The organism is Blautia sp. HCP3S3_G3, assembly GCF_052063365.1.
Taxonomy (GTDB): Bacteria; Bacillota; Clostridia; order Lachnospirales; family Lachnospiraceae; genus Blautia_A.
Map to the genome: position 1 here is coordinate 401,810 of NZ_JBQHXR010000001.1, position 25,242 is coordinate 427,051.

Below are 25,242 nucleotides of genomic sequence, written 5' to 3' on the forward strand. Positions count from 1 at the left end.
AGAAGGATACCAATGATTCTGGAAAAAATCAAAAAACCCAATGATATTCATAAGATTGCACTGTCGGATTTTCCTCGTCTTGCAGAAGAAATCAGGGGCTTTTTAATAGATTCTGTGAGCAGGACAGGAGGCCATCTGGCTTCCAATCTTGGTGTTGTGGAACTGACACTGGCACTTCATAATGTGCTGAATCTTCCTCACGATAAAATTATCTGGGATGTTGGACATCAGGCGTATACTCATAAGATACTTACCGGAAGAAAGGATGAATTTGACCGGCTCCGCATGGAAGGCGGCATCAGCGGATTTCCTAAGAGAAAAGAGAGCCCCTGTGATTCCTTTGATACAGGTCACAGTTCCAATTCCATCTCTGCGGGACTGGGATATGTAAGGGCGCGAGATCTGCTGGGACAGAAGCATCATGTGGTTTCTGTGATCGGGGATGGTGCGCTGACGGGCGGTATGGCATATGAAGCACTGAATAATGCTGCGGATCTGAAGACGAATTTTATCATTATTCTGAATGATAATAATATGTCTATTTCCAAAAACGTGGGCGGTATGTCCAGCTATCTGAGCGCTCTGCGCACGGCGGAAGCGTATACCGGGTTTAAGATGAATGTGACCAGAAACCTGAAAAAAATTCCCGGAGTTGGCACTGCGGTAGTAGATACCATGCGCAGGACCAAGAGCAGTATCAAGCAGCTTTTTATTCCGGGAATGCTTTTTGAAAATATGGGTCTGACTTATCTGGGACCGGTAGACGGCCATGATATGCGTCAGATGATGAAACTGTTTAACGAGGCAAAAAGGGTGGAAGGTGCTGTTGTGGTACATGTCCTGACCGAAAAAGGCAGAGGCTATGAACCGGCGAGAATCCATCCGTCCAGATTTCACGGGACAGGACCTTTTGATGTGGAGACAGGAAAGGAACTGAAGAAACCGGCAGCTCCGTCTTATACGGATGTTTTTGCCGAATCCATGGTGAAACTCGGAGATAAAGAAAAACGTCTGGTAGCCATTACGGCAGCCATGCCGGAAGGAACCGGGCTTAAGAAGTTTGGAAAGACTTTTCCGGACAGGTTTTATGATGTGGGAATTGCAGAAGAGCATGCAGTAACATTTGCGGCCGGTCTTGCACTGGGCGGAATGATTCCGGTGGTTGCCGTGTATTCCTCGTTCCTTCAGAGAGCGATAGATCAGATTCTTCATGATGTGTGTATGCAGAATCTGCATGTGATCTTTGCGCTTGACCGTGCCGGCATCGTGGGTGCGGATGGTGAGACGCATCACGGCTGTTTTGATCTTTCCTATCTCAGCATGATTCCCAACATGACAGTTCTGGCGCCTAAGAATGGATGGGAGCTGGAGGCAATGATGGAGTTTGCTGTGAAGCATCCGGGACCATGTGCAATCCGGTATCCAAGAGGCGCGGCATATCAGGGACTGGAGGAGTTTCAGGCTCCGATAGAATACGGAAGAAGTGAAATCCTGCAGAAAGGCCGGGAAGTGGCGGTCCTTGCTGTAGGATCCATGACTGAGACCTGTGTAAATGTCTGTGAAACACTGAGACAGGATGGATACGATCCCACTCTGGTGAATGTGAGGTTTGTAAAACCATTGGACACTGCATTGCTGGATCAGATTGCAAAAGATCACCGGCTGTTTGTGACGGTGGAAGAAAATGTGAAAAATGGTGGATTTGGAGAACATGTGGCATCTTATCTGGAAGCATGTCATCCGGAAGTGCGGACTTTGAATATTGCAATCTGGGATCGTTTTATTACCCATGGCACTGTGCCGGAATTAAAAGCAAAAATCGGCCTGACGGAAACAGATATTGTGAGGGCTATTGAAGAATACGAGGACTGATATGAAGAAACGACTGGATCTTTTGATGATGGAACGTGCACTGGCACCCTCCAGAGAAAAAGCAAAAGCATATATTATGGCCGGAGACGTTTATGTGGACGGACAGAAGGAAGATAAGGCCGGAACCATGTTTCCGGAAACAGTAAAAATCGAGGTGAGGGGCAATGTCCTTCCTTATGTGAGCCGCGGAGGCCTGAAACTGGAAAAAGCCATGAAGCATTTTGGTGTGGCACTTGCCGGAAAGGTGTGTATGGATGTGGGAGCATCTACAGGTGGTTTTACAGACTGTATGCTGCAGAATGGAGCAGAAAAGGTGTATTCCATCGATGTTGGCTACGGGCAGCTGGACTGGAAGCTTCGCAATGATCCGCGCGTGGTCTGTATGGAAAAAACAAATATCCGCTATGTGCTTCCTGAACATCTTCAGGAGCCGGCAGATTTTTCTTCTATTGATGTGTCTTTTATTTCTCTGACAAAGGTACTGCTTCCGGTGCGGAATCTTCTTACAGAGGAAGGAGAAATTGTCTGTCTGATCAAGCCGCAGTTTGAAGCAGGAAGAGAAAAGGTAGGAAAAAAGGGCGTGGTAAGGGATCCTGCAGTGCATCAGGAGGTTATCGAAAAAGTGCTGGATTATGCAGCGGGTATTGCTTTGGAACCGCATCACCTGTCCTTTTCCCCGATTAAGGGTCCGGAAGGGAATATTGAATATCTTCTTCACCTGAAAAAACGTCCGGAGGGAACAGAAATCGTTTCCGGACTTACAGAACTTCCCGCAGAGATTGTAGCGGAGGCTCACAGACAACTGGATTGAGGAAGTACGAAGTATGGATAATTTTTATATGATAACCAACAGCCAGAAGGATGAAGGATTGGAGCTTACAGACAGTATTGTCTCCTATTTGACAGAACACGGAAGACACTGTCAGGTACAAAAAGCCGTCCGGAAACTGGATGGACCTTACCATTATACAGATCCGGATCAGATTCCGGAAGAAACAGAATGTATCCTTGTGCTTGGCGGTGACGGAACCCTTCTGCAGGCTGCCAGAGATGTGGTACATAGGGGAATTCCTCTTCTTGGAATGAATCTGGGCAATCTTGGTTTTCTTGCGGAAGTGGACAGGCAGTCCGTATATCCGGCTCTTGATCAGCTTATGTCAGATGACTATGAAGTGGAAGAACGGATGATGCTGGAGGGAACCGTTTACAGAGGAGAAGAAATTCTGGGAAGTGATCTGGCCCTGAACGATATTGTAATCTGCAGGGAAGGTCCTCTTCGTGTTGTACGGTTCAAAAACTATGTAAACAATGAGTATCTGAATTCTTATAATGCGGATGGAATCATTATTTCCACACCTACAGGTTCCACGGGCTACAGCCTTTCCTGCGGAGGCCCGATCGTGTCCCCCAGTGCGTCCATGACGATTATGACGCCTATTGCACCGCACACACTGAATTCCAGAAGTATCATTTTTCCGGAGCAGGATGTGATCACGGTGGAGCTGGGAGAAGGAAGAAGACAGAATGAGGAAAAGGGACTGGCATCTTTTGACGGAGACAAAGAGATTCCCATGGTGACCGGAGACAGAATTGTGATCCGGAAAGCCGGTGTAAGCACCAGAATCCTGAAACTGAATCATTTAAGTTTTGTGGAAGTAATCAGGCAGAAGATGCGCAACAGCTAGGAGGATCAAAGGTGAAAGTAGCAAGACATGAAAAAATAATCGAGCTGATTCAGCAGTATGAGATTGATACACAGGAAGAACTTGCAGCCAGACTGAACGAAGCTGGATTTAAAGTAACTCAGGCAACGGTATCCAGAGATATTCGTGCCCTGAAAATGACAAAAGTTGCCGGAAGAGACGGAAAATCCCATTATGCGATTCTGGAGAATACTCAGGGAACACTGGGGGATAAATATACCAGAGTGCTTCATGATGCTCTGACATCGATTGATATCGGGCAGAATATCATCGTGATTAAGACGGTTTCCGGTATGGCCATGGGGGTGGCAGCAGCTCTGGATGCGCTGAAATGGCAGGAGATTCTGGGCTGTGTCGCCGGGGATGATACGGTTCTGTGTGTGACCAGGTCGACCGAGGAGGCACAGACGGTAAAAGAGAAATTAAAGGGTATTTTAAAACGATAGCACTGCGGCGGAGAGGAAATAGATTGCTAGAGCAATCCGACGCAGCACGATCAGGAGGACGAAATGCTGGTACATCTTCATGTAAAAAACCTTGCACTGATAGAAGAAATTGAAGTGGAATTTGGACCCGGTCTGAATATCCTCACCGGTGAGACCGGTGCCGGAAAATCCATCCTACTGGGTTCCATGCAGCTGATTCTCGGAAGCAAAATCTCCAGAAATATGATTCGGGAGAATGCTCCGTATGCTCTGGTGGAACTTCTTTTTCAGGTGGAAAATCCAAAAGCGGAGGAATCTCTCCGTGCACTGGATATTTTTCCGGAGGATGGACAGGTCCTGTTATCACGGAAAATAATGGACGGAAGAAGTATCAATAAGATTAACGGGGAAACCTGCACAGTCGGTCAGATGAAGGCGGCTGCAACCTGTCTTCTGGATATTCACGGACAACATGAACACCAGTCACTGCTGTATCCGGAGAAGCAGCTGGAGATTCTTGATGCTTATGGTAAGGAGAAAATCCAGCCGGAAAAAGAGAAGGTGAAAGCTGCTTATCAGTCATACCGCAAAGCGCTTCGTGCCCTGAAAGAACTGGATATGGATGAAGAACAGCGCAATCGTGAAAAAGCATTTCTTGAATTTGAAATTGAAGAAATCGAGCGTGCACATCTGACGGAAGGGGAAGATGAAGAACTGGAAAAACTGTACCGTAAACTGAGTAACGGGAAACGGATTGCAGAGACACTGCAGACGGTTCATGGCCTGACTGGTTATGATGGGCAGAACGGGGCGGGAGAGACGATTGGATCGGCTCTTCGGGAGCTTTCCAGAGTGACAGAATATGATTCCGAACTTGAAAATATGGAGTCATCCCTTCAGGAAATTGATGCGCTGGTCAATGATTTTAACAGAGAATTGTCATCCTATATGGAAGATCTGACCTTTGATGATGAGTCATTTTACGAAACAGAGCAGAGACTGGATCTGATCAACGGACTGAAATCCAAATATGGTCAGAGTATTGAAGAAATTCAGCTTTACCTGAAAAAACAGCAGGAAAAACTGGAAAATCTTATCAGATATGAGGAACGTTTCCAGGAAGCAGAAGAACATCTTGCTGAAACAGAAAAAATACTGGAAACTGCATCGTATGATTTGTCTGAAATCAGGAAAGAATACAGTCAGCAGCTTGTCGGAAAAGTAATCGAAGGATTGCAGGATCTGAATTTCCTGGATGTGAATTTTGATATTTCATTTAAAAAGAAATCGTCTTATTCAGACAATGGTTTTGATGAAGTGGAATATGTGATCTCCACAAATCCGGGTGAAAACCTGAAGCCACTTGGAAAAATCGTATCCGGTGGTGAGCTTTCCCGAATCATGCTTGCACTGAAAGCGATACTTGCAGACCGCGATCAGATTGAGACACTGATTTTTGACGAGATCGATACCGGTATCAGTGGAAGAACCGCGCAGAAAGTATCTGAAAAAATGGCAGTTATCGGAAGGCATCATCAGGTGCTTTGTATTACCCATCTTCCGCAGATCGCAGCGATGGCAGATACTCATTTTGAGATAGAGAAACATCTTCGGGGTACAGAAACGATTACGGAGATTCATCCGCTGGAAGGAGATGCATGTCTGAAAGAGCTGGCAAGACTTCTCGGGGGTGCCGAGATTACCGATGCAGTTCTGGAAAATGCAAGAGAAATGAAAGAATTGGCACGTGTACATAAAAATACAAGACTGAAATAAATTTTTTTCCCGCATACTAAGAGAGGATATCCGAGAGGGTGTTTCTCTCTTTTTCTTTTGTGCGAAAAAGTTTGTCTGATAAAAAGGGTTAGCTGATATGGGAAGATACTGACAGCAGAAATTTGCTGTTCATCAGAATCATGCCGATTTTGGTATTTTACAGAAAATATACTTAGGAAAAGGATGTGGCGAGATGGAAAGAAAAAGGAAATACAGGCGTTTTATTCTGTGGTGTCTCTGTCTTGATCTGCTTGCAATGGGAATTACGGGCTATCGCTATCTGGACAGAAAAATTCCGGACGAGATTCGGGTGGAACGGGGCATGGAAGATCACGTAGAAGCAATGCTTGCCCGGCCTTTCGTAACATTTGAAGATGCAGTGACCGTGTCCGGAGAGGGAAGTTATCTGCTTCCCTGCAGGCTCATGGGAGTGGTTCCGTTCAAAAATGTAAAAGTGATACCATCGGACAGTACCAGTGTATATGTCAGCGGCAGTACGGTTGGGCTGTATATGGAAACGGAGGGTGTGCTGATCGTCGATACCGGAGAAATCACCACGGACAGCGGGACGACGGAGGAACCTGCAAAAAATATCGTAAAGTCAGGGGATTATATTGTTTCCCTGAATGAGCAGAAGATTTCATCAAAAAAGGAACTGATGGAAGATCTGTCTCTCCTGGATGGAGGAGAAGTGACTCTGGATGTCCGGCGGGGAGATGAGACGATTCCGGTTTCCATGACTCCGGTAAAGGATACAGAAGGAAAATATAAACTCGGTATCTGGGTAAGAGACGATACACAGGGGATCGGAACTCTGACATATATCGATTCCTCTGGAACATTTGGTGCGCTTGGGCACGGCATCAGCGACGTAGATACAGGAGAACTGCTTGAAATCCGGGAAGGAGAGCTGTATCAGGCAGAAATCCTGGGTATTCAGAAAGGAAGTAAGGGAAGTCCGGGGGAACTTGCCGGCCTGATTCGTTACGAACCGGGACAGATTATCGGGAAAATTGGGAAAAACAGCGGAAATGGAATTTATGGAGAATTTAATGCGAATGCTGTATCGGAAATGTCCCTGATGGAACTGGCGATTGCCTATAAACAGGAAGTGGAAATCGGTCCTGCCTCTATTGTGAGCAGTGTGGACGGAACTGCAAAAATGTATGATGCGGAAATTACCAAAATTGATATGAATCACGAGGACAGCAACAAAAGTTTTGTCATACAGGTTACAGATCCTGAACTCCTGGAAATAACCGGAGGGATCGTGCAGGGGATGTCGGGGTCACCTGTGATTCAAAATGGGAAGTTTGTGGGGGCTGTCACTCATGTATTCGTGCAGGACTCCACAAGCGGGTATGGAATCTTTGCGGAGACGATGCTGGATGAGGCGGAATCGTGCTATGGATGAGTACACCTTACAGGCGCTTTCCAGAGCATTAACACACCTTATTTTCCGAAATGGAGTAGTGGAAGATTTGCATGCTGAGGGAGTATGTCTGGATGATAAGACCATGAAGCAATTGAATTGTGATATTAACAATCGTGTTTATACTTTATTGATAATCTGGTTTAATGGGATTGGTGAAGAAATTGACAGTCTTGAGCGTACACTGAACTTTTTGGAAAAGTATTATGGATTAAATTGGAAACCGGCAAAGTATGTGGATTTGTTGATACGATAAAAACAGAAGAAATACAAGCAGACAGGGTGATGAGGATGTCATTGCGTTGTCTGCTTTTTTGAACAGAAATTTAGATTGTATCTCTTTATTATAGAAATAGAACCACGCATTGCGAAAAATAAAAAATATGATAAGATAGATTTCATATTAGAATCGAAGTAATGGAATTTTGTGTTTTTAATAGATATTTCGATGCGGGAAAATAACAGAGTCGGAGGATACATAATTGGCTAAGAATGTAGTTATTATTACCGATCCAGAATATAAGAAAACTGTTTTGATTCATGATGTACGTTTTAAAGGCAAATCTAAAGAAGAATGGAAAGAAATAGAAAAGTATTTAAAGGAGTATATCGGCAAATATTATGAGATTAGTGAAACGGCAGAGAAAATATATATCGGTACGGATTTCCCTGATGAATTTGCGCATGGAAAAGACAAAATGGTATTGAAAGGCGCGAATTTAAAGGCAAAAGCAAATGCAGCGCAGGCTGTGGGAGAATTAATACAGATTGCAGAGAACAAATCTGTTTCATTAGATTATAATGCAAAGCATGGGAAAAAGGCAAAATTTGGTTGGTATCGTTATGATACCGGACTGGCTTTGCCGGTTTATAATGATGATGGTGAGATAGAACGATATAACATTTATAAGTTGAGAATGCTTGTCAGGCATGATGAAGATGGAAAAATGTACTTATATGATTTTTTGAGAACAAAAAAGAAATGAGTAGCCCGCTTAAGTAAAAACTGTACGGTCGTAAAACCCATTTCCTGTGTATTATAATACTCGATTTATATTAATGTGTCAATAAGTTCGACATGATATTAATAAAACTATATTTATAAATGGGAGTGATAAAAAGCATGGAATCAGCAAATAAAATACGAGAACTCAGAGAAAAAACAGGAATGACCAGAAAGGATTTTTCCATACATATAGGAATTCCTTTAAGAACAATCGAGGACTGGGAAGCAGGGCGCAGAACACCGCCGGAGTATATTCCAAGGTTGATCTTATAATATATTCAAAAAATGATTTGGAGGAGTTGGTCAGTTGGGATTATTTGATGCCTTTAAGAAAAAAATGTTTTTTGCCAGAAGCGCGTGATAGTTTATAAAAGTCGATTGGTTATGTATTTTATTCCGGCAGGAATGAAAGGAAATCGTGCGACCTATGTTCTTTCTTACGAGGAATGTATGGAAGTAATCCACAGCATGAGATTTGGTGATGAATCTGATCTGTTTGGCAGGGAAAAGGATGATTCTTTTAAAGGAAGTATTGGCAACATTTATCAGTCTTTTGGCGGCATCGAGATTTATGAATCACTGGAAGAAAAGGCGGCAAATCTTTTGTATTTTGTGACCAAGAATCACAGCTTTTTTGACGGAAATAAAAGAATTGCAGCAACCATGTTTTTGTACTTCCTGGACAAAAATGAGGCTCTGTTTGCGGATGGAAAAAAGAAGATAGCGGATGCAACGTTAGTTGCGCTGACGATCATGATAGCAGAATCAAGACCGGAAGAAAAAGAGATGATGATTAACGTTGTTATGAATTGTATGTTGTAGAATGGCAAATTTTTATTGCGAAGATCAAAAAGAAAGCATGTTATGCTGAATGGAATAATCAGCACATATTTTTTGAAATTCATTATTAGAACAGGCGGTGGTAAAGATGATTACTTTTTTAGGTTCCGGATCCGCATTTAATCCTCTGTTGGGAAATACAAGTGCTTATTTTGTGAGGAATAATCAGTTATTTCTGATTGATGCAGGAGAAACTGTTTTCAGAAAATTATATGAAATGAAATTACTGGAACGATACCAGGATATTTATGTTATTATCACACATACTCATGCAGATCACGTGGGCAGTCTTCCTTCTGTTATTTCCTATAGCTATTTTGTATTGGGTAAAAAGGTCAAAATTATCCATCCGGAACGATCATTAACAAAATTGCTGGAGATGATGGGGATTACATCGGATGCCTATGAACTGCTGACGGATGAAACCAATCTCATAGGAGATATAAAAATAAAAGCAATTTCTGTAAAGCATGCGGACAACATACGATGTTATGGTTATGTATTGGAATCTGGTGACGAACAGGTTTATTACAGCGGAGATTCTTATGAAGTGCCAGAGGTGATTGTGGAAGAATTTTTTGCAGGGAAAATACAGACAATCTATCAGGATACAGCAGAATTTTCTTCAGATCATCTGTCTCATTGCCCGTTGAGTACATTAGAGGAGATTTTTCCTGTCGAGATGAGAAAGAATATTTACTGTATGCATTTTTTAAATGATTTTCATAAAAAAATCGAAGAAAAAGGATTTCAATACGTTCAGGCAAAGAATCAGGATTCTTTCGGACGGATGACCTCTGAAAATATTGAGTGAATGTGTAGAATCCTGTCTTGTTGATTGGGGGAGATAAAAGTAAAATAGGCTCTGAAAAAAACAGACTGCAGAATGCTGCAGGAGAAAGCTGAAAATCAGCGGATGCGCCAGAAATTCTTCAGATACATCAGGAAATCTTTGTCAAAGAAAGAGATTTTGAGTACGGATTTTATGAAAAGAAAAGAAGAAACAGGACGAAAAAAAGCTGCCTATGTAGAAAAAAAGACCATATGAAATGTCGAAACAGGACGAACGAAAATGCCCTGTTTCAGCCACTTTCGGCTTGATTTCCACATCACCGTTCTACTATAATGTCCTTGATGTGCAAGAGAAACTGAAAAATATGCAGAAGTTGGTTAGGAGGAGACGGGCCTCATGGAGAAATTAAATGTGGCAATTGCAGATGATAATGAGAAAATGGTAGAAGTACTTGGTCGGATGATCGAAGAGGATAAAGACCTGGAGCTGGTCGGAAAAGCACATAATGGAGAGGAGATATGCAATATCATCAAAGAGAAGGAACCGGACGTGGTAGTACTGGATATTATCATGCCGAAGGTTGACGGACTTTCTGTTATGGAACGCTTTCATCACGAAAATACATGCAAAAAAGTCCCTGCATTTATTGTCGTTTCTGCAGTCGGACAGGAGAGAATCACAGAGGATGCTTTTTCGCTTGGAGCGGATTATTATATGCTGAAACCTTTTGATAATGAAATGCTGATAAACAGGATCAAACATATTCGCAGAATCAGTGACAGAAAAACAAGAGAATTCAGCCGTCAGAATATGGTGATGGAAAATCCGGATACATATTCTGTAAAAAATCTGGAAACAGATGTTACCAATGTGATCCATGAGATTGGTGTTCCGGCGCACATCAAGGGCTACCAGTATCTCAGAGATGCCATTATCCTGTCAGTGAATGATATGGAAATGCTGAATTCCATAACAAAAGTTCTGTATCCGACGATTGCCAAAAAACATCAGACGACTCCAAGCCGTGTGGAAAGAGCCATCCGCCATGCGATTGAAGTGGCGTGGAGCAGGGGAAAAATGGATACGATCGATGAGCTGTTTGGCTATACGGTAAGTACGGGAAAAGGCAAGCCGACAAACTCCGAGTTTATTGCGCTGATCGCTGATAAGATACGTCTGGAATATAAAAATCACTCTTTCCATTAGAATTATTATACGTTATAATAGATTTAACGGTGTTTGCGGAAGCAGACATTTCCATTCGGAATATAAGGTTGTCACCAAGGAGGGGTAGTTACAGATGAAGAATATTTTATTTGCAACATCGGAAGCGGTACCATTTATTAAAACAGGAGGTCTGGCGGATGTAGCAGGCGCCCTGCCGAAATGTTTTGACAAGCGCTACTTTGATATTCGCGTTATTTTACCGAAATATGCCTGTATGAAACAGGAATGGAAAGATAAAATGGAATATGTGACTCATTTCTACATGGATCTGGGGTACAAGAACTGTTATGTAGGGATTCTCCAGATGGAGTATGACGGTATCAAATTCTATTTTATTGACAATGAATACTATTTCAGCGGTCCGAAACCATATGACAGTGCACCGTGGGATCTGGAGAAATTTGCATTTTTCTCCAAGGCAGTTCTGTCGGTTCTTCCGGTAATCGGTTTCCGTCCTGACATTATTCACTGTCACGACTGGCAGACAGGCCTTGTGCCGGTATATCTTCATGATTCGTTCCAGCAGAATCCGTTTTTCCGCGGAATTAAAACAGTCATGACGATTCATAACCTGAAATTCCAGGGTGTGTACGATGTGCAGACAGTGAAGTCCATTACAGGTCTTTCTGACTATTATTTTACATCTGACAAACTGGAAGCATACAGAGATGCAAATTTCCTCAAAGGTGGTATTGTCTATGCGGATGCGGTGACAACAGTCAGCAATACATATGCTGAAGAAATCAAGACTCCGTTTTATGGAGAAAGACTGGATGGCCTGATGTGTGCACGGTCCAACAGTCTGCGTGGAATCGTAAATGGTATCGATTATGATCTGTTTAACCCTGAGACAGATCCGCATATTGCGAAGAATTACAACGCAGCCACATTCCGTAAGGAAAAAGTAAAAAATAAGATTCAGCTTCAGAAGGATCTTGGCCTGACAGAAGATCCGAAGACCATGATGATCGGTATTGTTTCCCGTTTGACAGATCAGAAAGGATTCGATCTGATTGCTTATGTCATGGATGAACTTTGCCAGGATGATGTACAGATTGTTGTTCTTGGAACAGGGGATGAACGTTACGAAAATATGTTCCGTCATTTTGACTGGAAATATCATGGCAAGGTTTCTGCGCAGATTTATTATGATGAACCTCTGTCACACAGAATTTATGCATCCTGTGATGCATTCCTGATGCCTTCCCTGTTTGAGCCGTGCGGTCTCAGCCAGCTGATGAGCCTGCGTTACGGTACGCTTCCGATTGTCAGGGAAACCGGCGGTCTGAAAGATACGGTAGAACCTTACAATGAATACGAAGGAACAGGTACAGGCTTCAGCTTCCGCAATTACAATGCACATGAGATGCTTGCGACTGTCCGTAATGCTGAGCGTGTCTATTACGAGAAGAAACGTGAATGGAATAAGATGGTTGACCGCGCGATGGCGGCTGACTTCTCGTGGAAGAATTCCGCACGCCAGTATGAAGAAATGTATAACTGGCTGATCGGGGAATAACCTATATAGAAAATGAAACTGTCTGATTGGAGAATAAACTTCAAAAAAATGAGGCTGTCTGATTGGAGAATAAACTTCAAAAAAATGAGGCTGTCTGATTGGAGAATAAACTTCATAAAAATGAAGCTGTCTGATCAGAGAATAAGTTTTAATAAAAATGTGACAGGAATCACAGGGATGAATAGAACTGAAGTTATCTGAGATACTATGAATTGTGAGTATCTGTTCAGCATGCATGACCCTGCAGGGATGCTGTGCAGATATGAGTGAAAAATATGTGAGGAGGCACAATCATGACAGATATTTCAGAACTTGATTTACAGAATCTGCGCCACCTGATCGGCGGCTATGACACCACCCACTGCAAAATGCAGGATTATGCTCAGAAAGCCGAGGATATGGAAGTAAAACAGTTTTTCCAGAAATCCGCACAGTCTGCTCAGCAGACAAAACAGCAGCTGATGCAGTTTTTACAGTAGGAGGTGCATTATGGACGAAAAAACAATGGTGGCAGATACCCTTGTGGGAATCAATGGTGAACTGGTACGTTACGGAGAGATGATTTCCCAGACGGAAAATCCTCAGCTGAAGCAGACTCTGAAACAGATCCGCAACCAATGCGAAATGTCTCAGGAAGAAATCTACAAAATTGCCAGAGCAAAAGGCTATTATGTTCCGGCTTCAAAAGCAAGTAGAGAAGAAGTGGACCATGTGCGTTCTATTCTGATGCAGGGCTGAAGATTTTTATTCGCAGTAAGAATGCTGACACAGCATTCGTGAAGAACTTGTGCAGTCAAATAGATAAAGTAAACAGTGTAATCATCTAAAAGCAGGAGAGAAGAATCGTTGGCAGATTCTTCCCTCCTGTTTTTTCATATTACAGGAAAGTGCTCTGCATTTTCCTGTAATCTAAAAAGGCCCTCCGGGCAGGATCGCACTGCGGCGGAGAGGAAATATATTGCTAAAGCAATCCGCCGCAGGCGGAGAATCCTGCAAAGCAGGATTCTTTCTTGCATTGGATACAGAAAAAGAAGAATATGCAAAATGATTCCGCAGTTCCTGTTTTTTCTGCGTAAAATGTCGAAAGAAAAGGAAAGAACACGCTTGACAAGAAAGGTGTTTTATAATAGTATGTATGTAGAAAACACGAACATAGGTTCGTTAATAATACAGCATAAGGAGAATGCAGATCATGATCAGTGAAGAAAGACAGAAGGCGCTGGAAGCAGCCCTTGGACATATTGAGAAGCAGTACGGCAAAGGCTCCGTTATGAAACTGGGGGAATCCGGGGCACAGATGCAGGTGGAAACGATTCCGACAGGTTCCCTGAGCCTTGATATCGCTCTTGGCGTGGGTGGAGTTCCCAAGGGACGTATTATAGAGATTTACGGACCTGAGTCCAGTGGTAAGACGACAGTAGCGTTACATATGGTAGCTGAGGTGCAGAAGAGAGGCGGTATTGCCGGATTTATTGATGCAGAGCATGCTCTGGATCCGGTATACGCCAAGAATATCGGCGTTGATATTGATAATCTCTATATTTCTCAGCCGGATAATGGAGAACAGGCACTTGAGATTACAGAAACCATGGTGCGCTCCGGGGCTGTGGATATCGTGATCGTGGACTCTGTAGCAGCGCTGGTACCCAAAGCCGAGATCGAAGGAGATATGGGAGACAGTCATGTAGGACTTCACGCCAGACTGATGTCTCAGGCTCTTCGTAAACTTACGGCTGTTATCAGTAAATCCAACTGTGTGGTGATCTTTATCAATCAGCTTCGTGAAAAGGTAGGTGTAATGTTTGGCAATCCGGAGACAACGACCGGTGGACGTGCACTGAAATTCTATGCTTCTGTCAGAATGGATGTCAGACGTGTGGAAACTCTCAAACAGGGTGGTGAGATGGTTGGTAACCGCACCAGGATCAAGGTTGTTAAAAACAAGGTCGCTCCGCCGTTTAAACAGGCAGAGTTTGACATTATGTTCGGTACAGGTATTTCCAGAGAAGGAGACATTCTGGATTTGGCAGCAGAATGTTCGATCATTAATAAAAGCGGTGCATGGTATGCATATAACGGAAACAAGATCGGCCAGGGTCGTGAGAATGCCAAAATTTATCTGAAAGAGCATCCGGATGTCTGTGAGGAAGTGGAGAAACAGGTAAGAATTCATTATAATCTGCTTCCGGGAGAAACTGCTGAAGCTGCACCGTCTGATGAAAAAAATGCTGATAAGAAAACGTCCAGAACGGCAGCTGTGAAGACGGAGAAAACGGAGGACATGGAATCTCTGCCGGTAGAGGAGGAATAATCTCATATGCCTTTTACCGGAGAAGAACGAAAGAAAGCCTGCATGAAAGCCATGAGGCTTCTGGAACATATGGACCGCACGGAGAAGGGATTGACGGATCGATTGAGACAGGCCGGATTTTCAGATGATGCGGTGCAGTATGCGATGGATTATGTGAAGTCCTATGGATATATCAACGATGCACGATATGCCAGAAATTATATTGCGTACAGACTGGAGACAAAGAGCAAACAGCGCATTCTGCAGGAATTGGGTCAGAAAGGGATAGACAGGGAAGTCGCTATGGCCGCGTGGGAAGAAACTGCAGAAATCGAGGAACCGGATGAAAAGGGACTTCTTCGCCGGACTGTAGAGAAGAAATATCCGTGTCATACAGAACTGGATGAGAAAGAAATGCGCCGTCTTTATGGTTATCTTGCACGCAGAGGGTTTTGTTCCTGCGATATTTTTTCCGTTCTTGAGGAGATGAATATTACACAGAAGAAAAAAAGTTTAACAATTCCTTAGAAAAACTTGACATAATTCTCAAAAACAGATAAACTTGTATTGTTGTATTTGTACAATGAAAACTAAATAAGGAGGTGCTCCTGTGACAGGCACAACTATTATTGTTGCGATTGTCGCTGTGGTAGTCACACTGCTTATTGCGGTTCCAGTTACTTGCAAGATTGCTGTTGAAAACAAGGTCAAAAAAGACTCTGAAGTGATCGGTACAGCAGAAGACCAGGCAAGAAGCATCATAGATGAAGCTTTGAAATCGGCTGAAACGAAAAAAAGAGAAGCTATGTTGGAAGTAAAGGAAGAATCTCTCCGCACAAAAAATGAACTGGAGAGAGAAACCAAGGAACGAAGAAACGAACTGCAGAAATACGAGAAGCGTGTCTTGTCAAAAGAGGAATCTGTTGATAAGAAGGCGGATGCAGTAGAGAAGCGAGAGGCAGAGTGCACAGCAAAAGTCGCTGAATTGCAGAAAAGGGAAAAGAAAGTTGAAGAACTTGAACTGAAAGGAGTACAGGAACTGGAACGAATTTCCGGTCTGACCTCCGAACAGGCAAAAGAAGAGTTACTCAGAAGTGTAGAAGATGATGTCAAGGGAGATGTGGCAAAACTCTACAAGGAATTGGAGAACCGTGCAAAGGAAGATGCCAACAAGAAAGCGAAAGAATATGTGGTCAATGCTATTCAGAAATGTGCAGTAGACCATGTGTCTGAAGCGACGATTTCTGTTGTACAGCTTCCAAGCGATGAGATGAAAGGACGTATCATTGGTCGTGAAGGACGAAACATTCGTACATTGGAAACATTGACAGGCGTGGATCTGATCATTGATGATACTCCGGAAGCAGTCGTACTGTCAGGTTTTGATCCGATTCGTCGTGAAGTTGCGAGAGTGGCATTGGAAAAACTGATTGTCGATGGACGTATTCATCCGGCAAGAATTGAAGAGATGGTTGAAAAAGCTCAGAAAGAAGTGGAAGCTCAGATTCGTGAAGATGGAGAGACTGCAGCTATGGATGTAGGCGTTCATGGTATTCATCCGGAACTGCTGAAACTTCTCGGACGAATGAAATTCCGTTCCAGTTATGGACAGAATGCTCTGAAACATTCTATTGAGGTTGCTCAGCTGTCAGGACTTCTGGCCGGAGAAATTGGTGTAGATGTTCGAATCGCAAAACGTGCCGGACTTCTTCATGATATTGGAAAATCCATTGACCATGAAGTGGAAGGATCACATATTCAGATTGGTGTGGATCTGTGCAGAAAGTACAAGGAATCAGCAATCGTCATCAATGCAGTTGCAGCACATCACGGTGATGTGGAACCTGAGTCTCTGATTGCATGTATTGTTCAGGCAGCAGATGCGATTTCCGCTGCAAGACCTGGTGCGAGAAGAGAAACTCTGGAAACTTATACGAACCGTCTGAAACAGTTGGAAGATATTACCAATGAGTTCAAAGGTGTAGACAAGTCCTTTGCCATTCAGGCAGGCAGGGAAATTCGTGTTATGGTCGTTCCGGAACATGTCAGTGATGCTGATATGGTTCTGTTGGCAAGAGATATTGCCAAACAGATTGAGGCAGAACTGGAATATCCGGGTCAGATCAAGGTAAATGTGATTCGTGAAAGCCGAGCTGTAGATTTCGCGAAATAAGCTTTCGTGTCAGAATCGATATTCCAGAATTTCCGATTTATAAAGAATAAATAAAGCCGTACGGAATAATTCGTGCGGCTTTTTTATATGAAAGGAAAGTGCTTTGCATTTTCCTTTCATATAAAAAAGCCTTCCGGGCGGGACTCTTTCTCATAAGTTCTAATTTGGAGACAGCAGACGTAGAATGGTACAGGGTGAAGTTATGGGAAAAAGAAAAATAAAGGTGGTACGTGGAGTATTACCTGTATGGCGTTTGATGATTATTGGTTTTTTAGTGGGAATATTGCTTCCGAATATTATTTGGAAATTGGAATGGCGGCAGAAAGCACTGGCATCAGCTTATTTGCTTGCAGCGTTTGAGGGAAAGAATCTGGCTGAATTTGATTATTTCCAGTATGTTCTCAGAATGCGTGGAAGTATGTTTTTAATCATGGCACTGTGTGGGATTTCTGTATTTGGGGTACCATTATCAGTGCTTGCAGCACTGTTTCAGGGAGCTGGAATCGGGTTGATCCTGACAATATCGATTCTGCAGTTTGGACTGGCAGGAGGAGCGATGGGGGCAGGACTTCTTTTACCTCAGTATCTTTTGTATGTTCCTGCGTTTGGTTATCTTTTGTCTGCAATATATCAGCAATCTCTTGATATATGGAGAAATAAAGGGTTGTTTCCGCAGCGAATATACAGATATCTGTTTGAGGTTTTTCTGGCTGGAATCGTCTACATGACGGGCATTTTTCTTGAAGCGTATTGTAATCCATGGGTGTTTGAAATGTTTACAAAAAATTCATATTTCCTGTAAAACAGAAATTTTACCAGATGTAGTAGAGGTTTGCCATAACTGTTTCGATATTTTGTATTTTGCCGTCGAAAGCGCATATTTTCGCATGTTTTCTGGCGAAAAAAGGGTTTGATTTTATGTAAAATAACAAGTATAATACAGGTAAATTTTTTGAAAAATGGTTTCGCAAGTTTAGAGTGTGTTTGAAAACAGGATTGCGTTATTTTACTATATTACAGAAGCGGGATAAAGAGAATGGAAAGAGTCATACGGGAATTTATTTCATATTTGCATAATACGAAAAGGACTTCGACGAATACGGAAGTTTCTTATCAGAGAGATTTGAAAAAACTGGTTTCCTACCTGCACAGTAAGGGGATTCAGGAGATTACAGAGGTAAGCGAACTGGATCTTCAGGGATATATTCATGAACTGGAGCGGGAGAATTTTGCTTCATCTACAATATCCAGAAGTGTGGCATCGATCAGGGCGCTATTTCAGTACCTGCAAAAAGAAGGTGTGATCAGAAATGATCCGTCAGATGTGCTGAAACCACCCAAGGTAGAGAAAAAGGCTCCGGGGATATTGTCTGTAGAGGATGTGGATAAACTTCTGAAGCAGCCGGATACAGTTACTCCCAAGGGGATTCGCGATACGGCAATGCTGGAATTGCTTTACGCGACTGGCATGCGTGTCAGTGAACTGCTTCGGCTGACTGTTGATGATCTGAATCTGGAATTTGGTTACGTGAATTGTCATGACAATGGGAAGGAACGTGTGATTCCGATTGGGAATGTCAGCAGGAAGGCTCTGATGCATTATATGGAGTCAGCAAGACCATATTTTGTAAAAAATGAAAATGAAAAAGCATTGTTCACCAATTGTTCCGGCAAAGCCATGAGCCGCCAGGGATTTTGGAAAGTATTGAAAGGATATGCGGATGAAGCCGGTATTCAGGGGGACATTACTCCGCATACACTGCGTCATTCTTTTGCTGTACATATGCTTCAGAATGGAGCGGATGTGAAAAGTGTGCAGGAAATGATGGGACATTCCGATATTTCCACTACGCAGATTTATCTTGGTATGAATATGAATAAAATGAGAGATGTATATATGAAAGCCCATCCGCGGCATTGATGGATGGTAAGTTGCTAGAGCGTGTTTGAAAATTGCTTTCCGACAGATGTGGGTCACAATTTTCAAACACGCTCTAATATATCAGTTATTGATTTTCTGGTCTATAAAAAATCTCCGGTTCTGTAATTTTTGCAGGAACCGGAGATTTTTTTATTAATCACAAGAAAGTGCTTTGTATTTTCCAGTAATATGAAAATGATGCATAAAAACATCAGCACATTTCAGCAATATCATACAGCAGTTTTTCGGATTCTTCCCATCCGAGACACGCATCTGTGATGGATTTGCCGTAAACATGTTCGCAGCCGATCTTCTGATTGCCTGGTTCGATGTAGCTCTCGATCATCAGACCTTTGACCAGTTTGTGAAGTTCCGGTTCAACCTTACGGTTGTGAAGAATTTCTTGAGCAATACGAACCTGCTGTTCATACTGTTTGCTGGAGTTGGAGTGATTGGTATCCACAATAACAGCCGGATTTTTCAGATTCTTCTGCTGATATTTCTCCAGAAGAAGACGCAGATCTTCGTAATGGTAATTGGGGATGGCTTCTCCGTGTTTGCTGACAGCTCCGCGCAGAATCGCATGAGACAGTTCATTGCCTGTGGTTTCCACTTCCCAGCCTCTGTAGATAAAACGATGAGAACCCTGAGCAGCTACAATGGAGTTCAGCATGACACTGAAGTCACCGCTGGTTGGATTTTTCATTCCGGCAGGGACATCCATTCCGCTGACTGTCAGACGATGCTGCTGGTCTTCCACAGAACGTGCGCCTACAGCTACGTAGGACAGAATGTCAGAAAGGTAACGGTAGTTTTCCGGATAAAGCATCTCATCTGCGCAGGTAAAGCCGCTTTCCTGGATCGCATGGATATGCATCTTGCGGATGGCGATGAGACCTGCCAGCATATTTGTTTCCTTCTCAGGGTCCGGCTGGTGAACCATTCCTTTGTAGCCTTCGCCTGTTGTTCTTGGCTTGTTTGTATAAACTCTTGGAATAATCAGTACTTTATCTGCAATTTTGTCCTGAACCTTACGGAGACGGAGCAGATAGTCAATGACAGCATCTTCATTATCAGCGGAACAAGGTCCTATGATAACAAGGAATTTATCGGATTTTCCGGTAAAGACATCGCGGATTTCCTGGTCACGTTGTTCTTTCAGGGCTTTAATGCCTGCGTCAATGGGATACTGATTGCGGATCTCTTCTGGTGTTGGTAATTTTTTAATAAATTCGAATCCCATGTTTGTTCTCCTTTGCATTTCGTTATTCCGCAATATTATAAACGATTCTGAGAAATTTGTCGATAGGTAATTTAATGTATTACCGCATAAAATCGATAAAGTAAATGCCGGTAGAACGAACAGAAAGTATCGGTAAAACAAACCTGAAGCAAACATAAAGCAAACATAAAACAAGCCTGAAACAAATATAAAGCAAACATAAAAAAGCCTGAAACAAACAGATGAAAGCAGAAGAAATATTTATGGGTGCCGGGAAAACAGCAATGCTTTCAGATGCAGAGCCGACAGTACGGATTCGCTGATGAGGATTCCGTATAAATATCCGCGGATACCGATTCTGGGGACAGTAAGCAATACAAAAGAGATGCGGATGCATTGTCCGGCTGCATTGTGGATCAGGCAGATACCGGGTTTTCCAAGCCCGTTGAGAATGCTGGAAAGTGTTACATTCAGATAGAGGAACGGGCAGATGAAGGACAAAATATGGATATAATTTCCAGCAGTGGGACTTTTGAACAGAAAAATTCCAAGCAGCTTTCCGAAAAAAAAGAACAAAAACCAGCACCCGATGCCAAGGAGCAGACAATACAGACTGGCTTTGGAGGTAACATACCGGATTCGTTTTTTGTACCCGAGAGCCTGAAGTTCCGCAATGGATGGCATGAGCATCACAGAGGCGGAATTCGTGATCGCTGATGGAAAAAGAATCAGCGGCATGGCCATTCCCGTAAAAATACCGTAAACACTCAAAGCTTCTGCGGAATTCATTCCAAACGCGCGAAGCTGCTGGGGGAGCAGTACGGCCTCAATGCTGCCGAGGAGTGTCAGAAGTACTCTGTTGAGCGTGAGAGGGACGGACATGCGGAAAAGATCTTTCAGATCCGGAATAAAATTCTTCAGCAGAAAAGGTGAATAATGATGAATCTGAAAATGATGTCCGACACACAAAAGAGAAGAAATGACTGCCGCACATTCTCCGGCAAGAGCTCCGCCCACTACAATCACAGGAGTGATTTCCTTTCCTTCGGAGAGAAAGATGAGGAAGAGAAGGTAGGAGATGCCTACGCGTACAATCTGCTCAAGAAGCTGGATCGATGAGGGGATTTCCGCTTTCTGCTGTGCAAAGGAATAGCTGTTGATACAGGAATGAAGCGAACTCAGTGGAAAATTGAAGGATAGGAGTCTGATCAGTGACATGGTACGCGGCTCTTTCAGAATCTGTACCGCAAAAAAGTCTGCATTCAGATAAAGAATTGCCGATATACTGCATGACAGGAGAAACGCGCTGATCGTACCGGTGATGAATTTGTCCCTGGCTTTGTCTGGCTTTCCGACAGCAAATTCTGCGGCAGCCAGACGGGAGATCGCAGTCTGGATGCCTGTAGTGGAAAGTGCCATGACCAGAGTCTGTACCGGCATAAGAAGCTGAGAGAGTCCCAGTCCCTGTGCACCAATTGTATGTGAGAGGAATATTCTATAGAAGAACCCTATGAGTTTTGTGAGCATTCCGGCACAGGTAAGAATCAGAGTTCCTTTTAAAAAGTGTTGTTTCGACATATGAGACCGACCGTACTGCGTTTTATAAAAAGGATCGGTAAAGCGCAGCGGATTATTTCCCTTTTTTGCCATTATATGCAGAAAACTGCCTTGACAGAACGGAAGGTTTCTGTTAAAGTACTAAATAGAAATCCGACGAAAACACTAGGAATTAAAGAGGTGAGAAAATGAAACTGTCAACAAGAGCCAGATATGGGCTTCGGGCACTCATCGATCTTGGACAGAACTGTCAGAATGAGGCGGTTTCTATTCAGAGTATCGCCGGCAGGCAGAATATATCGGAAAGTTACCTGGAACAGCTTATGGCCAAGCTGAAAAAGGCAGGACTTGTGGAAAGTACCAGAGGGGCTTTCGGCGGCTATCGCCTTGGAAGACCGGCAGAAGAAATATCGGTAGGAGATGTGCTGCGGGTGCTGGAGGGAGGACTGGAAGCTGTGGACTGTCCGGGGAACAGTGCTGAGGGAGATTGTGACGGCGCGGATCTGTGTGTGGCGAAATATGTATGGAAACGGATCAACGACAGCATCACCAATGCGGTAGATACCCTGAGCCTGCATGAGTTGATAGAAGAGAGCCTGCGGATACAGGAATCTAACAGTACAGCCGGGAAAAATCCCGGGTGCAGAAGTGTTTCGAAATAAATCAGAGATATAACAAAAGTCGATTTCAAAAAAGGTGCGGCAGACGCCGCTTTAAAATAGCAGGAGGACAAAACGATGGAAAAAATGATTTATCTGGATAATGCAGCAACTACCAGAACAGCTCCGGAAGTTGTAGAGGCAATGCTTCCGTATTTTTCTGAACTGTATGGCAATCCTTCCAGCGTGTATGATTTCGCAGGCAAGAGCAAGGAAGCCATCACCAGAGGAAGACAGCAGATTGCGGATGTTCTGGGAGCGAAGAAAGAAGAAATTTATTTTACAGCAGGCGGTTCGGAGGCTGATAACTGGGCCCTGAAAGCAGCCTTTGAAGCATACAAAGCAAAAGGAAATCACATCATTACCACGAAGATTGAGCATCATGCAATTCTGCATACCTGTGAATATCTGGAAAAAGAAAGAGGAGCCCGTATTACGTATCTGGATGTAGACGAAAATGGAATGGTTCGTCTGGAGGATCTTGAAAAAGCGATTACTCCCGAGACAATCCTGATTTCTGTCATGTTTGCCAACAATGAGATTGGAACCATTCAGCCGATTAAGGAAATCGGTATGATCGCAAAGGAACACAACATTCTTTTCCATACAGATGCTGTTCAGGCATTCTGTCAGGTTCCAATCAATGTGGACGAGTGCGGAATTGATATGCTGAGCTCCAGCGGCCATAAGATCAATGGCCCGAAGGGAATCGGTTTCCTTTATATCCGTAAGGGGGTAAAGATCCGTTCCTTTGTTCACGGCGGCGCACAGGAGCGGAAACGCCGTGCAGGTACGGAGAATGTTCCGGGTATTGTAGGTTATGGCGCCGCAGCAGAGCGTGCAGCAAAATCCATGGAAGAGAGAACCGGAAAAGAAATCGAACTGAGGGATTATCTGATCAGAAGAATTACGGCAGAGATTCCTTATGTGAAATTAAACGGACATCCGGAGAAAAGACTTCCGAATAATGTGAACGTCAGCTTCCGGTTTGTGGAAGGAGAATCACTTCTCCTTATGCTGGACAGTTACGGAATCTGCGGATCCAGCGGTTCTGCCTGTACTTCCGGATCTCTTGACCCGTCCCATGTGCTGCTTGCCATCGGGCTTCCGCATGAGATCGCCCATGGCTCCCTTCGCCTGACACTTGGAGAAGATACCACGAAGGAAGATCTGGATTATACAGTGGATAAATTAAAAGAGATTGTGCAGAATCTGAGAAATATGTCACCATTGTATGAAGATTTTGTAAAAAAGATGAAATAATAATAAAAATACTTTGTTTGGAGGAAGAAAAGATGTATAGTGATAAAGTAATGGACCATTTTCAGCATCCGCGTAATGTGGGAGAAATCGAAGATGCCAGCGGCGTAGGCACAGTCGGCAATGCCAAATGCGGAGATATTATGAGAATTTTTCTGGATATTGACGATGAGACACATATCATCCGTGACTGTAAATTTAAGACATTTGGCTGCGGCGCAGCAGTGGCGACAAGCAGTATGGCAACCGAAATGGTAAAAGGCAAGACAATTGAAGAGGCTATGCAGGTGACAAACAAGGCAGTAATGGAAGCCCTTGACGGGCTTCCGCCTGTAAAAGTTCACTGTTCCCTGCTGGCAGAAGAGGCTATTCATGCAGCTCTCTGGGATTATGCAGAGAAACATGGCATTGTGATCGAAGGTCTTGAAAAACCAAAGTCTGATATCCATGAAGGAGAAGAAGACGAGGACGAGGAATATTAATGGATAAAGAAAAAATAGTCGTGGGACTTTCCGGAGGTGTGGATTCTTCGGTAGCTGCATATCTTCTGAAAGAAGAAGGATATGAAGTGATCGGAGTGACCATGGTGAATTTCCGGGGGTCAGATTCCGCAGAAGATGGAGACCGAATCGCAGGAGATGCCGCAAGTGTGGCGGAATTTCTTGGTATTGAACATCATGTGGTTGATTTTTGTGCGGAATTTAAAGAAAATGTCATCGATTATTTTATAAAAGAATATCTTTCCGGCAGAACTCCGAATCCATGTGTGGTCTGTAATCGTTCTATTAAATGGAAGGCGATTATGGAACAGGGGGAAAAACTCGGTGCGAAGCTTCTGGCAACAGGTCATTATGCACAGACAGAGCTTTTGCCAAACGGCAGATATGCTGTAAAGTGTTCCGTAACTTCCGCCAAAGACCAGACGTATGCACTATATGGCCTGACTCAGGAACAGCTTGCCCGAACCAGAATGCCGCTGGGAGCTTATACAAAGGAAGAGATACGCGCAATTGCCGCGAAGATCGGACTTCCTGTGGCAGACAAGCCTGACAGCATGGAAATCTGCTTTATCCCGGATAAGGATTATGCGAAATTCATTGAAGAGCATACGGATGCGGTTATTCCAAAGGGAAACTATATCAATGCATCCGGAGAAATACTGGGCAGACACGAGGGAATCATTCATTATACGATCGGTCAGCGAAAAGGACTGAATCTTGCAATGGGACATCCGGTGTTTGTGACGGAGATCCGGCCGGAAACCAATGAAGTTGTCATTGGGGAAAACGAAGATATTCTGATACCGGTACTGAAATGCAGCAATTTGAATGCCATGGCAGTACCTGAATTTACCACAGGCATGGAAGTGACAGCAAAGATACGCTACAATCACAAAGGAGCTCCGGCTGTTCTGGAACGGACAGGGGAGGATGAGCTTCTTGTGAGATTTCGGGAACCGCAGAGAGCCATCACACCGGGACAGGCAGTGGTATTTTATCAGAATGGATATGTGGCCGGCGGAGGACTGATTGACGGAGCGGTAAAAGAATCATAAAGTGTGGTGGAG

General features: G+C 43.6%; 26 protein-coding genes. 24 read left to right on the plus strand and 2 right to left on the minus strand.

Translation table 11 applies throughout. The annotated features are described in order from the left end of the window. Positions 1-12 precede the first annotated feature (12 nt). The 20 genes from dxs to xerD all read left to right on the plus strand — a co-directional run bounded on the left by dxs (position 13) and on the right by xerD (position 18,977). Positions 13-1,872 (plus strand): 1-deoxy-D-xylulose-5-phosphate synthase, encoded by a 1,860-nt coding sequence (dxs, locus tag ACTNEW_RS01825; RefSeq protein WP_441057197.1) that lies wholly within the window; start codon positions 13-15, stop codon positions 1,870-1,872. Between the two features lies 1 nt (position 1,873). Next, positions 1,874-2,683, plus strand: a complete 810-nt coding sequence (locus ACTNEW_RS01830) for a TlyA family RNA methyltransferase (RefSeq protein ID WP_441057199.1) — start codon at positions 1,874-1,876, stop codon at positions 2,681-2,683. A gap of 13 nt (positions 2,684-2,696) precedes the next feature. Then, complete coding sequence (locus ACTNEW_RS01835) at positions 2,697-3,557, plus strand: NAD(+)/NADH kinase (RefSeq protein WP_441057201.1); 861 nt, start codon at positions 2,697-2,699, stop codon at positions 3,555-3,557. Between the two features lie 11 nt (positions 3,558-3,568). Further along, positions 3,569-4,021 (plus strand): arginine repressor, encoded by a 453-nt coding sequence (gene argR, locus ACTNEW_RS01840; protein ID WP_441057203.1) that lies wholly within the window; start codon positions 3,569-3,571, stop codon positions 4,019-4,021. A gap of 63 nt (positions 4,022-4,084) precedes the next feature. Next, positions 4,085-5,776: a DNA repair protein RecN gene (recN, locus tag ACTNEW_RS01845; protein WP_441057205.1), complete on the plus strand. Its 1,692-nt coding sequence runs from the start codon at positions 4,085-4,087 to the stop codon at positions 5,774-5,776. 193 nt (positions 5,777-5,969) lie between these two features. Next, entirely contained in the window at positions 5,970-7,190 is a 1,221-nt protein-coding gene (spoIVB, locus tag ACTNEW_RS01850) for a SpoIVB peptidase (protein WP_441057207.1), read from the plus strand. Then, a complete protein-coding gene (locus ACTNEW_RS01855; RefSeq protein WP_441057209.1) occupies positions 7,165-7,464 on the plus strand; it encodes a hypothetical protein in 300 nt (99 codons plus the stop codon). The genes spoIVB and ACTNEW_RS01855 overlap by 26 nt, the downstream gene beginning before the upstream one ends. 226 nt (positions 7,465-7,690) lie before the next feature. Further along, the gene (locus ACTNEW_RS01860; RefSeq protein ID WP_441057210.1) at positions 7,691-8,194 is read left to right on the plus strand and encodes a hypothetical protein; all 504 of its coding nucleotides are present in this window, start codon (positions 7,691-7,693) and stop codon (positions 8,192-8,194) included. Positions 8,195-8,331: 137 nt separating this feature from the next. Then, positions 8,332-8,487 (plus strand): helix-turn-helix domain-containing protein, encoded by a 156-nt coding sequence (locus tag ACTNEW_RS01865; protein WP_441057212.1) that lies wholly within the window; start codon positions 8,332-8,334, stop codon positions 8,485-8,487. Positions 8,488-8,598: 111 nt separating this feature from the next. Then, the gene (locus ACTNEW_RS01870) at positions 8,599-9,036 is read left to right on the plus strand and encodes a type II toxin-antitoxin system death-on-curing family toxin (protein WP_441057214.1); all 438 of its coding nucleotides are present in this window, start codon (positions 8,599-8,601) and stop codon (positions 9,034-9,036) included. 106 nt (positions 9,037-9,142) lie between these two features. Further along, entirely contained in the window at positions 9,143-9,868 is a 726-nt protein-coding gene (locus tag ACTNEW_RS01875) for an MBL fold metallo-hydrolase (RefSeq protein WP_441057216.1), read from the plus strand. Positions 9,869-10,243: 375 nt separating this feature from the next. Further along, positions 10,244-11,053 carry a sporulation transcription factor Spo0A gene (spo0A, locus tag ACTNEW_RS01880; RefSeq protein WP_441057218.1) on the plus strand — a complete coding sequence of 270 codons (810 nt, stop codon included), beginning with the start codon at positions 10,244-10,246 and terminating at the stop codon, positions 11,051-11,053. A 94-nt stretch (positions 11,054-11,147) separates the two neighbouring features. Beyond that, positions 11,148-12,593, plus strand: a complete 1,446-nt coding sequence (gene glgA / locus ACTNEW_RS01885) for a glycogen synthase GlgA (protein ID WP_441057220.1) — start codon at positions 11,148-11,150, stop codon at positions 12,591-12,593. A gap of 293 nt (positions 12,594-12,886) precedes the next feature. Next, a complete protein-coding gene (locus ACTNEW_RS01890; RefSeq protein ID WP_441057222.1) occupies positions 12,887-13,072 on the plus strand; it encodes a hypothetical protein in 186 nt (61 codons plus the stop codon). A 10-nt stretch (positions 13,073-13,082) separates the two neighbouring features. Beyond that, positions 13,083-13,331 carry a spore coat protein gene (locus ACTNEW_RS01895; protein WP_441057224.1) on the plus strand — a complete coding sequence of 83 codons (249 nt, stop codon included), beginning with the start codon at positions 13,083-13,085 and terminating at the stop codon, positions 13,329-13,331. A 454-nt stretch (positions 13,332-13,785) separates the two neighbouring features. Next, entirely contained in the window at positions 13,786-14,904 is a 1,119-nt protein-coding gene (gene recA / locus ACTNEW_RS01900) for a recombinase RecA (protein ID WP_441057226.1), read from the plus strand. 6 nt (positions 14,905-14,910) lie between these two features. Beyond that, the gene (locus ACTNEW_RS01905; RefSeq protein ID WP_441057228.1) at positions 14,911-15,411 is read left to right on the plus strand and encodes a regulatory protein RecX; all 501 of its coding nucleotides are present in this window, start codon (positions 14,911-14,913) and stop codon (positions 15,409-15,411) included. Between the two features lie 82 nt (positions 15,412-15,493). After that, entirely contained in the window at positions 15,494-17,056 is a 1,563-nt protein-coding gene (gene rny, locus ACTNEW_RS01910) for a ribonuclease Y (protein WP_441057230.1), read from the plus strand. Between the two features lie 184 nt (positions 17,057-17,240). Beyond that, a complete protein-coding gene (locus ACTNEW_RS01915) occupies positions 17,241-17,858 on the plus strand; it encodes a stage II sporulation protein M (protein ID WP_441057232.1) in 618 nt (205 codons plus the stop codon). Between the two features lie 234 nt (positions 17,859-18,092). After that, positions 18,093-18,977: a site-specific tyrosine recombinase XerD gene (gene xerD, locus ACTNEW_RS01920; protein WP_441057234.1), complete on the plus strand. Its 885-nt coding sequence runs from the start codon at positions 18,093-18,095 to the stop codon at positions 18,975-18,977. A 211-nt stretch (positions 18,978-19,188) separates the two neighbouring features. On the opposite strand, the gene ACTNEW_RS01925 is transcribed toward xerD, so the two are convergent. Together ACTNEW_RS01925 and ACTNEW_RS01930 are read right to left on the minus strand one after the other, a co-directional pair. Further along, positions 19,189-20,238, minus strand: a complete 1,050-nt coding sequence (locus ACTNEW_RS01925) for a 3-deoxy-7-phosphoheptulonate synthase (RefSeq protein ID WP_441057235.1) — start codon at positions 20,236-20,238, stop codon at positions 19,189-19,191. A 222-nt stretch (positions 20,239-20,460) separates the two neighbouring features. Further along, positions 20,461-21,849, minus strand: a complete 1,389-nt coding sequence (locus ACTNEW_RS01930; protein ID WP_441057237.1) for an oligosaccharide flippase family protein — start codon at positions 21,847-21,849, stop codon at positions 20,461-20,463. Between the two features lie 95 nt (positions 21,850-21,944). On the opposite strand from ACTNEW_RS01930, the gene ACTNEW_RS01935 reads away from it, so the two are divergent. From ACTNEW_RS01935 to mnmA, 4 genes are all read left to right on the plus strand, one after another. Further along, a complete protein-coding gene (locus ACTNEW_RS01935; protein WP_441057239.1) occupies positions 21,945-22,418 on the plus strand; it encodes an RrF2 family transcriptional regulator in 474 nt (157 codons plus the stop codon). Between the two features lie 75 nt (positions 22,419-22,493). Next, the gene (gene nifS / locus ACTNEW_RS01940; protein WP_441057241.1) at positions 22,494-23,678 is read left to right on the plus strand and encodes a cysteine desulfurase NifS; all 1,185 of its coding nucleotides are present in this window, start codon (positions 22,494-22,496) and stop codon (positions 23,676-23,678) included. 32 nt (positions 23,679-23,710) lie between these two features. Then, the gene (gene nifU / locus ACTNEW_RS01945) at positions 23,711-24,157 is read left to right on the plus strand and encodes a Fe-S cluster assembly scaffold protein NifU (RefSeq protein ID WP_441057243.1); all 447 of its coding nucleotides are present in this window, start codon (positions 23,711-23,713) and stop codon (positions 24,155-24,157) included. Continuing rightward, positions 24,157-25,230 carry a tRNA 2-thiouridine(34) synthase MnmA gene (mnmA, locus tag ACTNEW_RS01950; protein ID WP_441057245.1) on the plus strand — a complete coding sequence of 358 codons (1,074 nt, stop codon included), beginning with the start codon at positions 24,157-24,159 and terminating at the stop codon, positions 25,228-25,230. The genes nifU and mnmA overlap by 1 nt, the downstream gene beginning before the upstream one ends. The last annotated feature ends 12 nt before the right edge of the window (positions 25,231-25,242 follow it).

Bases quoted from the DNA above. Each gene is read 5' to 3' on its own strand.
- glgA (WP_441057220.1), top strand. From the start codon at position 11,148: ATGAAGAATATTTTATTTGCAACATCGGAAGCGGTACCATTTATTAAA.
- ACTNEW_RS01915 (WP_441057232.1), top strand. From the start codon at position 17,241: ATGGTACAGGGTGAAGTTATGGGAAAAAGAAAAATAAAGGTGGTACGT.
- mnmA (WP_441057245.1), top strand. From the start codon at position 24,157: ATGGATAAAGAAAAAATAGTCGTGGGACTTTCCGGAGGTGTGGATTCT.
- nifS (WP_441057241.1), top strand. From the start codon at position 22,494: ATGGAAAAAATGATTTATCTGGATAATGCAGCAACTACCAGAACAGCT.
- ACTNEW_RS01935 (WP_441057239.1), top strand. From the start codon at position 21,945: ATGAAACTGTCAACAAGAGCCAGATATGGGCTTCGGGCACTCATCGAT.
- ACTNEW_RS01830 (WP_441057199.1), top strand. From the start codon at position 1,874: ATGAAGAAACGACTGGATCTTTTGATGATGGAACGTGCACTGGCACCC.
- ACTNEW_RS01905 (WP_441057228.1), top strand. From the start codon at position 14,911: ATGCCTTTTACCGGAGAAGAACGAAAGAAAGCCTGCATGAAAGCCATG.
- ACTNEW_RS01865 (WP_441057212.1), top strand. From the start codon at position 8,332: ATGGAATCAGCAAATAAAATACGAGAACTCAGAGAAAAAACAGGAATG.
- spoIVB (WP_441057207.1), top strand. From the start codon at position 5,970: ATGGAAAGAAAAAGGAAATACAGGCGTTTTATTCTGTGGTGTCTCTGT.
- recN (WP_441057205.1), top strand. From the start codon at position 4,085: ATGCTGGTACATCTTCATGTAAAAAACCTTGCACTGATAGAAGAAATT.
- ACTNEW_RS01890 (WP_441057222.1), top strand. From the start codon at position 12,887: ATGACAGATATTTCAGAACTTGATTTACAGAATCTGCGCCACCTGATC.
- ACTNEW_RS01855 (WP_441057209.1), top strand. From the start codon at position 7,165: ATGAGGCGGAATCGTGCTATGGATGAGTACACCTTACAGGCGCTTTCC.
- ACTNEW_RS01835 (WP_441057201.1), top strand. From the start codon at position 2,697: ATGGATAATTTTTATATGATAACCAACAGCCAGAAGGATGAAGGATTG.
- dxs (WP_441057197.1), top strand. From the start codon at position 13: ATGATTCTGGAAAAAATCAAAAAACCCAATGATATTCATAAGATTGCA.
- spo0A (WP_441057218.1), top strand. From the start codon at position 10,244: ATGGAGAAATTAAATGTGGCAATTGCAGATGATAATGAGAAAATGGTA.
- nifU (WP_441057243.1), top strand. From the start codon at position 23,711: ATGTATAGTGATAAAGTAATGGACCATTTTCAGCATCCGCGTAATGTG.
- ACTNEW_RS01930 (WP_441057237.1), bottom strand. From the start codon at position 21,849: ATGGCAAAAAAGGGAAATAATCCGCTGCGCTTTACCGATCCTTTTTAT.
- ACTNEW_RS01875 (WP_441057216.1), top strand. From the start codon at position 9,143: ATGATTACTTTTTTAGGTTCCGGATCCGCATTTAATCCTCTGTTGGGA.
- ACTNEW_RS01925 (WP_441057235.1), bottom strand. From the start codon at position 20,238: ATGCAAAGGAGAACAAACATGGGATTCGAATTTATTAAAAAATTACCA.
- ACTNEW_RS01895 (WP_441057224.1), top strand. From the start codon at position 13,083: ATGGACGAAAAAACAATGGTGGCAGATACCCTTGTGGGAATCAATGGT.
- recA (WP_441057226.1), top strand. From the start codon at position 13,786: ATGATCAGTGAAGAAAGACAGAAGGCGCTGGAAGCAGCCCTTGGACAT.
- xerD (WP_441057234.1), top strand. From the start codon at position 18,093: ATGGAAAGAGTCATACGGGAATTTATTTCATATTTGCATAATACGAAA.
- ACTNEW_RS01870 (WP_441057214.1), top strand. From the start codon at position 8,599: ATGTATTTTATTCCGGCAGGAATGAAAGGAAATCGTGCGACCTATGTT.